General features: G+C 69.2%; 13 protein-coding genes. 9 read left to right on the top strand and 4 right to left on the bottom strand.

All coding sequences use genetic code 11. The features are described from left to right. Window positions 1-3 precede the first annotated feature (3 nt). The gene (galK, locus tag EHW97_RS06800; protein ID WP_124236414.1) at window positions 4-1,095 is read right to left on the bottom strand and encodes a galactokinase; all 1,092 of its coding nucleotides are present in this window, start codon (window positions 1,093-1,095) and stop codon (window positions 4-6) included. Window positions 1,096-1,144: 49 nt separating this feature from the next. Between galK and trpS the strand changes: the two genes are divergently transcribed. After that, window positions 1,145-2,158 (top strand): tryptophan--tRNA ligase, encoded by a 1,014-nt coding sequence (gene trpS / locus EHW97_RS06805; RefSeq protein ID WP_124236415.1) that lies wholly within the window; start codon window positions 1,145-1,147, stop codon window positions 2,156-2,158. Further along, window positions 2,158-2,667 (top strand): 2'-5' RNA ligase family protein, encoded by a 510-nt coding sequence (locus EHW97_RS06810; RefSeq protein ID WP_124236416.1) that lies wholly within the window; start codon window positions 2,158-2,160, stop codon window positions 2,665-2,667. Before trpS ends, EHW97_RS06810 begins: the two co-directional genes overlap by 1 nt. A gap of 4 nt (window positions 2,668-2,671) precedes the next feature. Here EHW97_RS06810 and EHW97_RS06815 read toward each other — a convergent pair whose 3' ends face one another. Beyond that, on the bottom strand, window positions 2,672-3,556 hold the full coding sequence (locus EHW97_RS06815; RefSeq protein WP_124236417.1) for a LysR family transcriptional regulator: 885 nt from the start codon (window positions 3,554-3,556) through the stop codon (window positions 2,672-2,674). 86 nt (window positions 3,557-3,642) lie between these two features. On the opposite strand from EHW97_RS06815, the gene EHW97_RS06820 reads away from it, so the two are divergent. The 4 genes from EHW97_RS06820 (at window position 3,643) to EHW97_RS06835 (ending at window position 8,142) form a co-directional block, all read left to right on the top strand. Beyond that, window positions 3,643-4,365 carry a succinate dehydrogenase cytochrome b subunit gene (locus EHW97_RS06820; RefSeq protein WP_124236418.1) on the top strand — a complete coding sequence of 241 codons (723 nt, stop codon included), beginning with the start codon at window positions 3,643-3,645 and terminating at the stop codon, window positions 4,363-4,365. Between the two features lie 11 nt (window positions 4,366-4,376). Continuing rightward, entirely contained in the window at window positions 4,377-6,326 is a 1,950-nt protein-coding gene (locus EHW97_RS06825) for a fumarate reductase/succinate dehydrogenase flavoprotein subunit (RefSeq protein WP_124236419.1), read from the top strand. Further along, window positions 6,323-7,063, top strand: a complete 741-nt coding sequence (locus EHW97_RS06830; RefSeq protein WP_124236420.1) for a succinate dehydrogenase/fumarate reductase iron-sulfur subunit — start codon at window positions 6,323-6,325, stop codon at window positions 7,061-7,063. The genes EHW97_RS06825 and EHW97_RS06830 overlap by 4 nt, the downstream gene beginning before the upstream one ends. Window positions 7,064-7,164: 101 nt before the next feature. Then, a complete protein-coding gene (locus tag EHW97_RS06835) occupies window positions 7,165-8,142 on the top strand; it encodes a hypothetical protein (RefSeq protein WP_124236421.1) in 978 nt (325 codons plus the stop codon). Window positions 8,143-8,155: 13 nt separating this feature from the next. Here the strand turns inward: EHW97_RS06835 and mqo are convergent, their stop codons facing one another. Beyond that, complete coding sequence (mqo, locus tag EHW97_RS06840; RefSeq protein ID WP_124236422.1) at window positions 8,156-9,697, bottom strand: malate dehydrogenase (quinone); 1,542 nt, start codon at window positions 9,695-9,697, stop codon at window positions 8,156-8,158. Between the two features lie 160 nt (window positions 9,698-9,857). Between mqo and EHW97_RS06845 the strand changes: the two genes are divergently transcribed. Next, entirely contained in the window at window positions 9,858-11,021 is a 1,164-nt protein-coding gene (locus tag EHW97_RS06845) for an acyl-CoA dehydrogenase family protein (protein ID WP_124236423.1), read from the top strand. Between the two features lie 22 nt (window positions 11,022-11,043). Here the strand turns inward: EHW97_RS06845 and EHW97_RS06850 are convergent, their stop codons facing one another. Next, a complete protein-coding gene (locus EHW97_RS06850; RefSeq protein WP_124236424.1) occupies window positions 11,044-12,111 on the bottom strand; it encodes an LCP family protein in 1,068 nt (355 codons plus the stop codon). Window positions 12,112-12,243: 132 nt separating this feature from the next. On the opposite strand from EHW97_RS06850, the gene EHW97_RS06855 reads away from it, so the two are divergent. Beyond that, window positions 12,244-13,677: an LCP family protein gene (locus tag EHW97_RS06855; RefSeq protein WP_124236425.1), complete on the top strand. Its 1,434-nt coding sequence runs from the start codon at window positions 12,244-12,246 to the stop codon at window positions 13,675-13,677. A gap of 148 nt (window positions 13,678-13,825) precedes the next feature. Continuing rightward, complete coding sequence (locus EHW97_RS06860; protein ID WP_124236426.1) at window positions 13,826-15,193, top strand: LCP family protein; 1,368 nt, start codon at window positions 13,826-13,828, stop codon at window positions 15,191-15,193. Window positions 15,194-15,219 lie beyond the last annotated feature (26 nt).

Here is a 15,219-nt window from a genome sequence, read left to right on the forward strand (position 1 = left end):
GTCCTAGCGTCTCACGCGGTGTGCGCCGGCCGTGGGCGTGACGACGAAGACGTCGGGAGCGGCCCAGTCCAGAGCAGCGAAGCGGGCGGCGACGCGCGAGCGCAGGCCGTCGACGGCCTCGGCCGGGAGCAGGGCGATCGCGCTGCCACCGAAACCGCCCCCGGTCATCCGGGCACCGAGCGCACCGGACTCCAGCGCCGACTCCACGGCCACGTCCAGCTCGGGGCTGCTGACCTGGTAGTCGTCGCGCAGCGACTCGTGCGAGGCGGTCAGCATCGTGCCGAACTGCGTCCACTCGCCTGCGTTCAGCGCCTTGACGGCGCCACGGACCCGCACGCTCTCGGTGACCACATGCCGCGTGCGGCGTTTGAGGACGTCGTCCTCGAGCTTCAGCACCGCGTCGACCTGCGCCTGGGCGAGCAGCGAGAGGCCCAGCTGTTCGGCGGCCCGGGTGCACTCGTCGCGGCGCGCGCCGTACTCGCCCGAGGCGAGCTCGTGGTGGGCGTGCGTGTCGATGACGGCGACGGCGAGTCCGGCGGCGGGCCACGTCGCCGGCACCGCCGTGAGCGACGGCTCATCGGCCGCGAAGTCGATGTGCAGCGCGTGGTCGGCCTCGCAGCAGAGCACTGCGAGCTGATCCATGAGGCCGACCGGCGCGCCGACGAAGTCGGACTCGGCCCGCTGGCCGATCCGGGCCAGCTCGACGCGGGAACGGCCGGTCCCGGCGAGTTCGTCCAGCGCGGCGGCGATGCCGCAGGTGAGAGCGGCCGACGAGGACAGACCCGCCCCGGTGGGCAGCGTCGACTCGACCACGATGTCGGCGCCGGGCACCGCGATGCCGGCCTCGCGACTCGCCCACACGGCAGCGGCCACGTAGGACGACCAGTCGGTGACGTCGCCGGGGGCGACGCTCGCGGCGAACGAGGCGCGGCGCCCGCCGCTCCAGACGTTGACGGCGCCGTCGTCGCGAACGCGGATCTTGATCGAGAGCGCCCGGTCGATCGCGATCGGGAGCACAGCCCCGCCGTTGTAGTCCAGGTGTTCGCCGATGAGGTTGACCCGACCCGGCACCCGCCACTCACGTACCTCGTTCACCCTCCGAGCCTACGCAGGCGCGTTCATCGACGGCTGGCAGAATGCACACATGCCCGCATCTGGACGACCCCGCGTGCTGTCCGGCGCCCAGCCGACCGCCGACTCGTACCATCTCGGCAACTACATCGGGGCGTTCCGGCAGTGGGTGGCGCTGCAGGACGAGTTCGAGGCGTTCTACTTCATTCCCGACATGCACGCCATCACCGTCGACTACGACCCGGTCCAGCTCCGCGAGCGCACGTACGTGGCCGCGGCGCAGCTCATCGCGGCCGGCGTCGACCCCGAGCGCAGCGCACTGTTCGTCCAGAGCCACGTCCCCGAGCACGCGCAGCTGGCATGGGTGCTCAACGGGATCACCGGGTTCGGCGAGGCCAGCCGCATGACGCAGTTCAAGGACAAGAGCGCCAAGACCGGCGCGGAGTCGGCGAGCGTCGGCCTCTTCACCTATCCGATCCTCATGGCTGCGGACATCCTCATCTACCAGGCCGACCGCGTCCCGGTGGGCGAGGACCAGCGCCAGCACGTCGAGCTCACCCGCAACCTCGCGCAGCGCTTCAACCACCGCTTCGGTGAGACCTTCACGGTGCCCGAGCCGCACATCGTCAAGGACGTCGCCAAGATCTACGACCTGCAGGACCCCTCCGGAAAGATGAGCAAGTCCTTCTCGAGCCCCACCGGCGTCGTGAACCTCATGGACGACCCGAAGAAGGCCGCCAAGAAGATCCGCTCGGCGGTCACCGATTCGGGGACCGACATCCGGTTCGACCCGGAGCAGAAGCCCGGCATCTCCAACCTGCTGACGATCTACTCGGCGCTCACGGACCGCTCGGTCGACGACATCGTCGGCGAATACGCGGGACAGCAGTACGGGCATCTCAAGGTCGCGTTGGCCGACATCGTGGCCGACCTCGTCGCGGATTTCGGCGACCGCACTCGTGAACTGCTCGGCGACCGCGCCGAGCTCGACCGGCTCCTCGCGCTCGGCGCCGAACGCGCTCGCGCGGTCGCGGCGCCGACGCTCGAGCTGGTGTACGAACGGTCGGGCTTCGTCAAGGCGAAGTGATGCGCACCATCGGCGTCGCGATCGCCGTCCCCGAACCGTTCGGCGAGCAGCTGCGCGCCAAGCGGCTCTCGTACGGCGACGTCATGGCCGAGACCGTGCCGAGTCACGTCACCTTGGTGCCGCCCACCGAGGTGGACGACGCACAGCTCGGCCGGCTGGTCGAGGCGCTCACCCAGGTGGCGGCCATCATCCCGTCGTTCCGGATGACTCTCAAGGGCACAGGGACGTTCCGCCCGGTCTCGCCGGTCGTGTTCGTGGCCGTGTCCGAAGGCATCTCGGTGACGGAGCTGCTCGCGCAGGCCATCCGTCACGCGGTGGATCTCCCCGAGCCCCAGTTCCCGTTCCACCCGCACGTGACCGTCGCGCACCACCTCGACGACGAAGCGCTCGACCGCGCGTTCGACGACCTGAGCGACTTCCGCTGCTCGTTCGAGGTCTCGCAGTTCAGCCTCTACTTCCACGACGAGGTGCAGGGCTGGATGCCGGAGCGGTCCTTCCGACTCAGCTGACCGGTCAGTGCTCGGCGCCGAGACTGTCGAGCAGCAGTTCGCGGAACGCGCGCGCCGCGAGCGGCAACGAGCCCGCGTCGCGGTGGGCCACGGCCACCTCGCGTGTGAGCGGCGGGTCCTCGATCCACGAGCGGTGCAGATCGCCGCGGCTGGACATGACGATCTCGGGGACCACCGCATGGCCCAGCCCCGCCTCGACGAAGCGCAGAACGGCGCCCATCTCGCCGCCCTCCACCGCGAACCGGGGCTCGAAGCCGGCGCGAGCACAGGCCCGGACGGTGACGTCGCGCAGGTCGTAGCCCTCGCGGAACATCACGAGCGGCAGGTCGCACAGGTCGGCCACGCGGATGCTCTCGGGCCGGGGGTCGTCCGGCGGGCTCGCGAGGACCAGCCGTTCGCGGAACACCAGGTGCGTCTCGATGTCGGGGGAGCGGGTGGCCAAGGGAACGATGAGCACGGCGATGTCGAGACGACCGGCGAGGAGCTGGTCGGTCAGCACGCGCGAGCCGGCTTCGTGGATCTCCAGTTCGATTTCGGGGTAGTCGCGCCGAAAGTCGCGCAGCACGTCGGGCAGGAGACCGTCGATGACCGACGGGGTGGCGCCGAGGCGTACACGGCCCCGGCGCAAGTGGGCGACCTCGTGCACCGAGCGCTCGGCGTTGGCGACGTCGATGACGATGCGGCGGGCGTGGGGCAGCAGCGCCTCACCCGCCGGGGTCAGGTCGACTCCCGACCGCGTGCGGACGAACAACGGGGTGCCGAGCGAGTTCTCGAGTGACCGGATCTGCTTGGACAGTGTGGGCTGCGACACGCCCGTGACGTCCGCGGCCCGCGTGAAGTGCCGCGCCTCGGCCACGGCGACGAAGTAGGTGAGCTGCTGCAACTGCACCCACCCAGTCTGCCATGCCCATTCTCTATGAAAGTCGGCCTTACTTGGACTTAGCCAGAATGGAAGATTCGCTTTAGTGTGGGCAGGTGGCCAGTACCCCAGTGATCAAGAAGCGCGTCCCGGCCTCGCGGTCGACGGTCGCGACGAAGTACGCCATGGCGGTATCGGGGCTCATCATGGTGAGCTACCTGATCCTGCACATGTACGGCAACCTCAAGGTGTTCGCCGGCCAGCAGAAGTTCGACGAATACTCGCACCACATCCGCACCTTCGGTGAGCCGATCCTCCCGTACGAGGGTCTGCTGTGGATCATCCGCGTCGCGCTCGTCGCGTCGATCGTCGTCCACACGTGGGCCGCGATCACGCTGTGGCGCCGCAACCGCGCCGCCAGCGGTTACCAGGGCGGCAAGCGGTACCACACCTCCAAGGGCGCCCGCGGATTCCAGCGCAGCTACGCGTCGTTCACGCTCCGGTGGGGCGGCATCATCATCATCCTGTTCGTGGTCTACCACCTGCTGCACCTGACGGCCAACGTCGTGGCGCCCGGCGGTGCCTCCGACAGCCCGTACGAGCGGGTCGTCAACGGCTTCGAGATCTGGTGGGTGACGGTGTCCTACACCATCGCGGTGCTCGCGGTCGGCCTGCACCTGTGGCACGGCATCTGGAGCGCTTTGACCACCCTCGGCCAGAACTACAGCTCGACGCGGCTGCGCTCGCGCCTGACGCCGCTGTCGTGGTTCGTCTCGGCCGTCATCACCATCGGATTCCTGCTTCCCCCGTGGGCGATCCTGCTCGGGATCACCGGCTGAAGGGCTCACTCATGACTGAACAGATGATCGGCGACTACCACGTCGTCGGCAACGAGATCCACGACACCGCGGCTCCGTCCGGGCCGATCGAGAAGCGCTGGGACGAGCGCAAGTTTTCCGCCAAGCTCGTCAACCCGGCCAACCGCCGCAAGCTCCACGTCATCATCGTCGGCACCGGATTGGCGGGCGCTTCGGCAGCCGCAACGCTCGGCGAGGCCGGCTACAACGTGACGACGTTCTGCTACCAGGACAGCCCGCGCCGCGCCCACTCGATCGCGGCCCAGGGCGGCATCAACGCGGCGAAGAACTACCGCAACGACGGCGACAGCATCTACCGGCTGTTCTACGACACCGTCAAGGGCGGCGACTTCCGCGCCCGCGAGTCGAACGTCTACCGCCTCGCGCAGGTGTCGGTGAACATCATCGACCAGTGCGTCGCGCAGGGCGTCCCGTTCGCCCGCGAGTACGGCGGCCTGCTGGACAACCGCTCCTTCGGTGGTGTCCAGGTGTCGCGCACGTTCTACGCCCGCGGTCAGACGGGTCAGCAGCTGCTGATCGGCGCGTACCAGGCGCTGGAGCGTCAGATCGCGGCCGGCACCGTCACGATGAACACCCGTCACGAGATGCTCGAGCTCATCATGGTCGACGGCCGGGCCCGCGGCGTCATCGTCCGCGACCTCGTGACCGGTGAGATCGAGACGCACACCGCCGACGCGGTCGTGCTCGCCACCGGCGGCTACGGCAACGTGTTCTTCCTGTCGACCAACGCGATGGGCTCCAACGTCACCGCCACGTGGCGCGCCCACCGCAAGGGCGCGTACTTCGCCAACCCGTGCTTCACGCAGATCCACCCGACCTGCATCCCGGTGTCGGGCGAGTACCAGTCCAAGCTCACGCTGATGAGCGAGTCGCTGCGTAACGACGGGCGCATCTGGGTGCCCAAGAAGGCCGGTGACACTCGCCCGGCCAGCGAGATCCCCGAGGACGAGCGCGACTACTACCTCGAGCGCATCTACCCCTCGTTCGGCAACCTGGTGCCCCGCGACATCGCCTCGCGCGCCGCGAAGTACCAGTGCGACGCGGGCAAGGGCGTGGGCCCCGGCGGTCTGGGCGTGTACCTGGACTTCGCGGACGCCATCGAGCGCATGGGTCGCGATGCGGTCGAGGCCAAGTACGGCAACCTCTTCGACATGTACGCGCGGATCACCGGCGAGGATCCCTACTCCGAGCCGATGCGCATCTACCCCGCCGTGCACTACACGATGGGTGGCCTCTGGGTCGATTACGATCTCCAGAGCAACCTCACGGGCCTGTTCGTGGCCGGCGAGGCGAACTTCTCCGACCACGGCGCCAACCGACTCGGTGCGTCGGCGCTCATGCAGGGTCTCGCGGACGGCTACTTCGTCCTGCCCTACACGATCGCCAACTACCTGGCGGACGGTCCCTTCGAGAAGATCGCCGACGACCACCCCGCCGTGGTCGAGGCGCGTGAGGCCGTCGAGGAGCGCATCAACACGTTCCTCAGCATCAACGGCACGCGCACCGTGGACTCCTTCCACAAGGAGCTCGGCCAGATCATGTGGGACTACTGCGGCATGGAGCGCACGGAGGAAGGCCTCATGAAGGCCATCCAGTTGATCCGCGATCTCAAGGCCGAGTTCTGGACCAACGTGAAGGTCACGGGAGAGAACGAAGAACTCAACCAGACGCTCGAGCGGGCCGGCCGCGTGGCCGACTTCTTCGAGCTCGGTGAGCTCATGTGCATCGACGCGCTCGACCGCCGCGAATCCTGCGGCGGCCACTTCCGCGCCGAGAGCCAGACCGAGGACGGTGAAGCGCTGCGCGACGACGCCAACTTCGCGTACGTCTCCGCATGGGAGTACAGCGACGACAAGCCGATCCTGCACAAGGAACCGCTCGAGTACGAATACGTCGAGATGAAGGCCAGGAGCTACAAGTGAAGATCACCGTTCGAATCTGGCGTCAGAAGAACGCCGAGGCCAAGGGCACGATGGTCTCGTACGAACTCGACGAGGTCGACGAGAACATGTCGTTCCTCGAGATGCTCGACGTGCTCAACGAGAAGCTCACGCTCGAGGGCGAGGAGCCGGTCGCGTTCGACTCCGACTGTCGCGAGGGCATCTGCGGGTCGTGCGGCGTCGTGATCAACGGCGAGGCGCACGGGCCGGAGGTCACGACGACCTGCCAGCTGCACATGCGCACGTTCAAGGACGGCGACGTCCTCGACATCGAGCCGTGGCGAGCGGGCGCCTTCCCGGTCATCAAGGACCTCGTCGTCGACCGTGGCGCGTTCGACCGCATCATCGCGGCCGGCGGCTACATCACCGCGCCGACCGGCTCGGCCCCCGAGGCCAACAGCACCCCGGTGCCGAAGGAGGACGCGGACCGCGCCTTCGAGGCCGCCACGTGCATCAGCTGCGGCGCCTGCGTCGCGGCCTGCCCCAACGGGTCGGCGATGCTGTTCACCGCGGCCAAGGTCGCTCACCTCGGTCTGCTGCCGCAGGGCCAGCCCGAGCGCGACTCGCGCGTCATCAACATGATCGAGCAGCACGACGCCGAAGGCTTCGGCAGCTGCACGAACATCGGTGAGTGCACGGCGGCCTGCCCCAAGGGCATCCCGCTGGACGTCATCTCGCGGCTCAACCGCGACCTCATGGGTGCGCTCGCCAAGCCCTGATCGCGTCCTCGCGAAGGAGCCCCCGCCGGTCGTCCGGCGGGGGCTCCTTCGCGTTCGCACACCGGTGGTGGCGGCGCCCGTCGCTGTGCCAGGGTGACCTCATGCGTATCGCCGGACTCACCCTCGCTTCGGTCGTAGCGCTCGGCCTCGCCGCGTGCGGGACCGAACCGCACGACCCGGTTCCGCCCGCAGCGGCGGCCTCGCCGGCCGTCCCCGAGGTGCCGCTGCCCGAGGGCTGGCGGTGGGAGTCCTACCGCGGTGTCCAGCTCGCCGTTCCCGGCGACTGGGGCTGGACCTCCGGCTCACAGCGGCTCGGACAGTGGTGCCTGGGATTCGACGGTGCCGCGCCGGCGGTGGGCCGCCCGGGCCCGGCGACGGAGGTGGGCTGCTTCGGCGAGGGGAGTCCGTCGCCGGAGACGCTCGTCGCGAACACCGGCGAGGTCGTGGCGTTCGAGTCAGCGGCGCGCGGCGCTGCCGCCGGGGCCACCGGTGGCGACCGCGAGGTGGTCACCATCGGCGACGCGCACGTCATCATTCAGACTGCCGATCCGGCCCTCCGCGAGCGCATCGCCGCGACCGTGCATGCGGCCGAGGTCGACGCGGCGGGTTGCGCGGCCGCTCACCCGGCGGCGCGCGACGCATCGTGGCGCCCGGCGGGCGCGGGGAGGTTGCCGGCCCCCTCGGAGGTCGAGGACGTCAGCGTGTGCCGCTACGGGATCGTCGACGCCGATGGTTCGGGCGCGACGCTCCTCGGTTCGCAGCTGCTGTCCGGGCCTGCCGCGCAGCAGCTGGTCGAGGCGATCGCCCAGGCGCCCGAGGGAAGCGGTCCCAACGCGCCGGAGCAGTGTCTCCACGGCGATCCGGCGGAGGTCATCGTGCTCCACGTGCGGGCCGACGGGGTGTCGCGCGAGGTCGCGCTTCACTACTCCGACTGCATCGACAACGGTTTCGACGACGGCACGCAGCTCCGCGAGCTCACGAAGGACGCGGCGACGGCGATCTTCGTCGGCCCGCTGCAGCCGATGAGCTGGGGCGGCCACCTGTCGGAGGTGTTCGCCGACCTTCCCGCACCGCAATGAGGAACGTTCGGGCTCAGCGCTGCGCGGCCTGCTCGTCCTGCGAGGTGAGCTTGAGCGTGCGGTCCGTCCAGGAACGCAGGTCGGCCAGCAGGCTCGGGTTCTCCGAGAGGGAGACGCCGTAGGACGGCACCATCTCCTTGAGCTTGGGCTTCCAGGCCTCGAGCTGCGAGCCGAAGCAGCGCTCGAGGACCTCGAGCATCGCGGCGACCGAGGTGGAGGCGCCGGGCGACGCGCCGAGCAGGCCGGCGATCGAGCCGTCGCTCGCGCTGATGATCGACGTGCCGAACTCGAGGCTGCCGCCACGGCCCTTCTTGCGCACGACCTGGACGCGCTGGCCCGCCGTGATGAGCTCCCAGTCCTCCGACTGCGCGGTGGGCGCGAACGCGTGCAGGTCCTCGATGCGGCTGCGCTGCGACTTGAGCACCTCGAGGACGAGGTACTTGACCAGCGGCATCGACGTCATGCCGACGCCGAGCATCGGCATGACGTTGTTGAAGCGGATCGACCGGGCGAGGTCGGTCAGCGAACCGTTCTTGAGGAACTTGGGCGACCAGCCGGCGTAGGGGCCGAACAGCAGGCTCTGCTGGCCGTCGATGACGCGGGTGTCGAGGTGCGGGACCGACATGGGGGGCGCACCGACGGGCGCGAGGCCGTAGACCTTCGCGCGGTGCTGCGAGGCGATGTCGGTGTTGAGGCACCGGACGAACTGACCGCTCACGGGGAAGCCCGCGAAGCCCTTGATCTCCTCGATGCCGGCCTTCTGCAGCAGGTGCAGGGCGCCGCCGCCGGCGCCGACGAAGACGAAGCGCGCCCGCACGGTGCTCACCGAGCCGGTGCGCAGGTCCTTGACCTTCGCGGCCCAGGTGCCGTCGGTGTCGCGGCTGAGGTTCTTGACCTGGCGGCCGTACTGGACGTCCGCGCCGCGCTGCTCGAGGTCGCTGAGCAGCTGACGGGTCAGTGCGCCGAAGTCGACGTCGGTGCCGCGCTCGCTCCAGTTGAGGGCGACCGTCTCGTTCTCGTCGCGGCCGTCGGCCATCAGCGGCAGGCGACGTGCGAACTCGTCGCGGTCGTCGATGTACTCGATGCCCTCGAACAGCGGGTTGGCGGCGAGGGCGTCGTAGCGGGCCCGCAGGTACTCGGCGTTCTCCTCGCCGCGCACGAAGCTGACGTGCGGGATGGGGTTGATGAACGTCGACGGGTCGCCCAGCTGGCCGTTCTCCACCGCGTACGACCACAGCTGACGCGAGAGCTGGAACTGCTCGTTGATCTTGAGCGCCTTGGACACGTCGACGGAACCGTCGGGCAGGCGCGGCGTGTAGTTGAGCTCGCACAGCGCGGAGTGACCCGTGCCCGCGTTGTTCCACGGATCGCTGCTCTCGCGGGCGGGGCCGTCGAGGCGCTCCAGGAGCGTGACGGACCAGTCCGGCTCCAGCGACTTGATCAGCGATCCGAGGGTCGCGCTCATGATGCCCGCGCCGATCAGCAGGACGTCAGTCGTCTGGCGTGCGGGCTGCTGGGTGCTGCGGGGTTCCGGGAGGTTGGCTTGGGTGGACAAGCGAGAATCACTCCTGCGTCACAGTGGGTGACCCACGGGTGGTGGGCCATCTGCCATTCTCGCCCGGCGACACGCCGGACCCCACCGGGAGAGGGCGTGATCTTCGCCTCATTACCGGCCGGTCGGCCGAGGAGAAGCTCGGACGTCCTAGGATCGAGCGGTGACCGATTTCTATGCACTGAGCGAAGAGCACCAGGCGATCCGCGAGACCGTGCGGGCACTCGCCGAGGCGAAGATCGCGCCGTACGCCGCCGCGGTCGACGAGGAGGCCCGCTACCCCCGTGAGGCCCACGCCGCCCTCGTCGCGGGCGGCTTCCACGCCCCGCACGTTCCCGAGGAGTACGGCGGACCCGGCGCGGACGCCCTCGCCACCGTGCTGGTCATCGAGGAGGTCGCGCGCGCGTGCGTGTCCAGCTCGCTCATCCCGGCGGTCAACAAGCTCGGGTCGCTGCCGGTGCAGATCGGCGGCAACGAGGAGCTCAAGCAGAAGTACCTGGGGAAGCTCGCCGCCGGCGACGGCGGCTTCTCGTACTGCCTGTCCGAGCCCGAAGCGGGCTCCGACGCCGCCAACCAGAAGACGCGGGCGGTGCGCGACGGCGACCACTGGGTCATCAACGGCACCAAGCGCTGGATCACCAACGCCGGCGAATCCGAGTACTACACCGTGCTGACGATGACCGACCCGCAGAAGCGCAGCAAGGGCATCACGGCCTTCGTCGTGGAGAAGTCCGACGAGGGCGTCTCCTTCGGTGCACCGGAGCGCAAGCTCGGCATCAAGGGTTCGCCGACCCGCGAGGTGTACTTCGACAACGTACGCATCCCCGAGGACCGCATGATCGGTCAGGAGGGGGAGGGGTTCGCCATCGCGATGAAGACCCTCGACCACACCCGCGTCACGATCGCCGCCCAGGCCGTCGGCGTCGCCCAGGGCGCGCTGGACTACGCGCTCGGATACGTCCAGGAGCGTCAGCAGTTCGGCAAGCCGATCAGCGACTTCCAGGGTCTGCAGTTCATGATCGCCGACATGGGCATGAAGATCGAGGCCGCCCGCCAGCTCACCTACGCGGCGGCCGGCCGCTCCGAGCGCGGCGACAAGGACCTCACCTTCTTCGGAGCGGCGGCGAAGGCGTTCGCCTCGGACGTCGCGATGCAGGTGACGACGGACGCCGTGCAGCTGCTGGGCGGCTACGGCTTCACGCGCGACTACCCGGTCGAGCGGATGATGCGCGACGCCAAGATCACCCAGATCTACGAGGGCACCAACCAGGTGCAGCGCATCGTCATGGCCCGCCAGTTGCTGGCGGGCATCCAGTCCGAACTCTGAGCGCCCGCCGACGGCCTCCTGATCAGGACGGCGGGAGGCCGTTGGGGGTGCACAGGTCGCCGAGTTGATCGGTCGTGTCGTTCGCGAGGTGCTCGAAGAACGCGGGGGCGCGCGTGGAGTCCCAGTTGACCTGCATGTCGGCGATGGGCACGGTGCAGTTGAGTCCGTTACCGCCCATCGCGCCCGAGAGCGACCACGCGAACCGCACGAACGAGAACAGCGAGACGTCGTCGCCGACCGCGAGCGACTCGCCGGTCTGCACGGCCGCCCCGTAGTAGCGGACGGGGTTGAGCACCGTCCACGGTGAGCGCGCCTTCGCACCGATCGCACCGATCACCTCGCGCTGCGCTTCTCCGCGGGCGATGTCACCGGCGGCGTAGGACTTGCGGTTCCGCGAGTAGGCGAGCGCGGTGTCGCCGTCCACCGTCTGGCACCCGGCCTGGACGTCCAGCCCGGAGTCGGCGTCCTGCAGGGCCTCCTTCGGGCAGATCTCGATGCCGCCGAGGGCGTCGACGACGTCGACGAGGCCGGTGAAGCCGATCTCGACGTAACCGTCGATCTGCAGCCCCGTGTTCTGCTCGATCGTCTGGACGAGCAGCGGGGGTCCCCCGTACGCGTACGCCGCGTTGATCTTGGTCCGGCCGTAGCCGGGGATGTCGACCTGCGAGTCGCGGGGCAGCGACGTGAGCACGCTGGGACCGCTGCCGGTGTGCAGCAGCAGGATCGAGTCCGTGCGGCCTCGGCCCGTGTCGTCGGGCCGGGCGTCCGATCCCACGATGACGAAGGTGCGGCCGGGCTGACGCGACGGCCGGTCACCCTCGGGGGTCGCATCGACCTTGGTGACCTGACCCCACGCGATGAACGGCACGGCCACGAGGAACGCGATCCACGCGACCAGGATCAGCCACAGATACCGCGCCTTGCCACGTCGTTTGCGCGGGCCCGACGGGGCCTCAGCGCGGCTGCCTGGCGGCGGGAGCTGCGGGGGCGGGAGGTCGTTCGACGGACGGGACGGCCGAGGCGGGGACGAGCGCGTGCGGCGCTCGTCCTCGTAGAGCCAATCGAAGTCGTCGCGACCGTCGGGGGACATGCGATGAAGGTACCCGAGGGCGGGGAACGCCGGAGAAAACGGTGACGCGGTCGGCGCGTCACGATGACGGCTGCGAGCGCTGCCTCGATACTGAGACGGACCTACGGACCCTTCCCCACCGTAAGGACAACGATGTCGAACGTGCGCTACAGCGTCATGGGAGGCAGTTACGGCGATCCCGCCGGCGCCTCCGCCCGTATCCAGTTCCGTCGCGCCCTCACGCTGGCGCTGATGACCCTCGTCATGCCCGGTTCCGCCCAGCTGGTGCACGGCAACCGGGCGGTGGGCCGCATCGCGGTGCGCGTGTGGCTGGGCGTCCTCGGACTCATCGCGCTGCTCGTGCTGGTGTCCCTCACCTCGCGTTCGATGCTGTTCGAGATCGGCACGAACGGCACAGTGCTCACGCTGGGACGCTGGCTGCTCATCGCGGGTGCCGTGGCCTGGGCCGCGCTGCTCGTCGACGCCTGGCGCCTCGGGCGCCCGCGCGAGATGCGCCGCGGTCACTTCGCGCTGTCCGCAGGCCTCAACGGCGTGCTGTGTTTCGCCGTGGCCGGTGCGATGTTCTTCGCCGCGCACGCGGTCTCGGTCATGGATGGTTTCGCGGGGGCGGTGTTCGCCTCGACCTCGTCCAGCGGGCCGCACGAAGGGCGCTACAACATCCTGCTCCTCGGTTCCGACTCCGGCGACGACCGCGAGGGGATGCGCCCGGACTCGATCAACGTCGCCAGCATCGACGCCGACACGGGTCGCGCCGTGCTCATCGGCCTTCCCCGCAACCTCGAGGACGTGCCGTTCCCCGAGGGATCGGTCATGGACAAGGAGTTCCCCGACGGCTTCGACTGCGAGGGCTGCTACCTCAATGCGGTCAACACCTGGGCGGAGGACCACGCGGACCTGTTCGGCGAGGAGGACCCGGGCATCGACGCGACGATGGACGCCGTCGAGGAGATCACCGGCCTCAAACTCAACTACTACGCCCTGGTCGACATGGCGGGCTTCGAGCACCTCATCGACGCAGTGGGTGGCGTCACCGTCAACGTGCGCGAGCGCACCGCCATCGACGGCATCGGCAGCCCGATCAGCGGGTACATCGAGCCCGGGGAGCGCACACTGAGTGGATACGAGGCGCTCTGGTACGCCCGTAGCCGGGTCGAGAACGACGACTGGTCCCGGATGGGCCGCCAGAAGTGCGTCCTCAACGCCATGGTGCAGCAGCTGAGCCCGCAGAAGGTCGTCATGAACATGCAGAAGATCGCCGACTCCAGCCAGGCGATGATCCACACCAACATCCCGCGTCAGGACCTCAACGTGTTCATGGACCTGGCGCTCAAGACCCGCAACGAACCGGTCTCGTCCGTCTCGCTCGTCCCGCCGGAGATCTACACCGGCAATCCCGACTACGACAAGGTCCGCCGGATGGTCAGCGACGCGATCGCGGTCGCCGAGGGGCGTCCCGAGGCGACGGCGGTCATGGTGTCGTCGAGCCTGGGCATGGCCGATCCGAACCCTGCGGTGAAGGATCCGCGCAAGGCCAACCACGCCGAGAATCTCGACGAGACCTGCTGACGTCCGACGAAGCAGGCGTGACGTGTCGTCGACAGTGGACCCCGCGAACGGCGCGGGGGAGAGGAGCAGGGCTCTGGGCGAGGAAGACCGCCCGTCCGGAAGGCGCCGGCTTTCACCGGCTCGCGCGCTGCGGCGCGCCCTGTCCCTCATGGTCGCGACGATCGTGTGGCCGGGCAGCGCCCAGTTCCTCGCCGGCCGCCGACGGCTCGGGCTCGCCGTCATGTCGCTCTGGGCCGTCGCGGTCCTCGCCGCCCTCGTCGTCCTGCTGTGGTTCCGCCCTGATCGCGAGACGATCTTCGGCTGGGTGACCGACTCGGAGACGCTCTACGTGGCCCGCCTCGTCGTCATCGCCGTCGCACTCCTGTGGCTCGCACTGTTCGTCGACGCGTGGCGGCTGGCCACCCTCCCCGGGCTCGACCGGCCTCGCTGGCTCCTGGTGGCCGTGCTCAACATGACGGTGATCGCGCTGGTCAGCGGGATGCTGACGATCGGCTGGAGCACCGTGTCGGCCTCGCGACAGGTCGTCAACGAGGTGTTCGCGGCCACCGAGACCGCACCACCGCTGCAGGGCCGCTACAACATCCTGCTGATCGGTGCCGACTCCGGAGACGGGCGTGAGGGCTTGCGACCGGACTCCCTCAACGTGCTGAGCATCGACGCGACGACCGCCGACACGGTCATGGTCTCGCTGCCGCGCAACCTGCAGAACGTCCCCTTCCCGGAGGACTCGCCCATGCACACGGTGTACCCGTACGGGTTCAACTGCGGCAGCGAGTGCCTGCTCAACGCCGTCCACACCGCCGGTCAGGAGCGTGCCGATCTCTACCCCGGCAGCGACGACCCCGGACTCGACGCCACGATCGACGCGGTGGAGGGCGCGACCGGTCTGTCGGTCAACTACTACGTCATGATCAACATGCAGGGATTCGCGTCCCTCGTCGACGCGGTCGGCGGGGTCACGGTCACCGTTCCCACGCCGATCGCGATGTTCGGCGAGACCGACTGGCGCCGCGACGAGTACATCCCCGAGGGTCGTCAGAAGCTGGACGGCAACGAGGCTCTCTGGTTCGCCCGCAGCCGCATCCAATCCGACGACTTCACGCGCATGGCGCGGCAGAAGTGCCTCATGGTCGCCATGCTCGATCAGCTCAGCCCGCAGACGGTGCTGCTCAACGCCGGTCAGATCGCCGATTCCAGCTCCCAGATGCTGAGTACCAACCTCCCGGCGTCGGAACTGGCCGCGTTCGCCGACCTCGCGCTCAAGGCGCGCAACCAGCAGATCGCGACGCTGTCGATCGTGCCGCCGGCGTACAACACGGCCGATCCGGACTTCGCCGCCATCCACGCCGACATCGCCGCCCTCGTGGCGGGTTCAGGCCAGGCAGCCCCGAGCACACCCCCGCCGGCGGCGCCCGCCCCGACGACGGCACCCACTCAGGCCGCACCCGAGCAGCCCGCCGACCCGACCGAGACCCCGGACGCCAACCTCACCGACGACCTCGCCGCCGCCTGCTGAACCCAGATTTGCGCTCCATTCGCGCA

This window comes from Aeromicrobium camelliae (assembly GCF_003850045.1).
Classification (GTDB): Bacteria; Actinomycetota; Actinomycetes; order Propionibacteriales; family Nocardioidaceae; genus Aeromicrobium; species Aeromicrobium camelliae.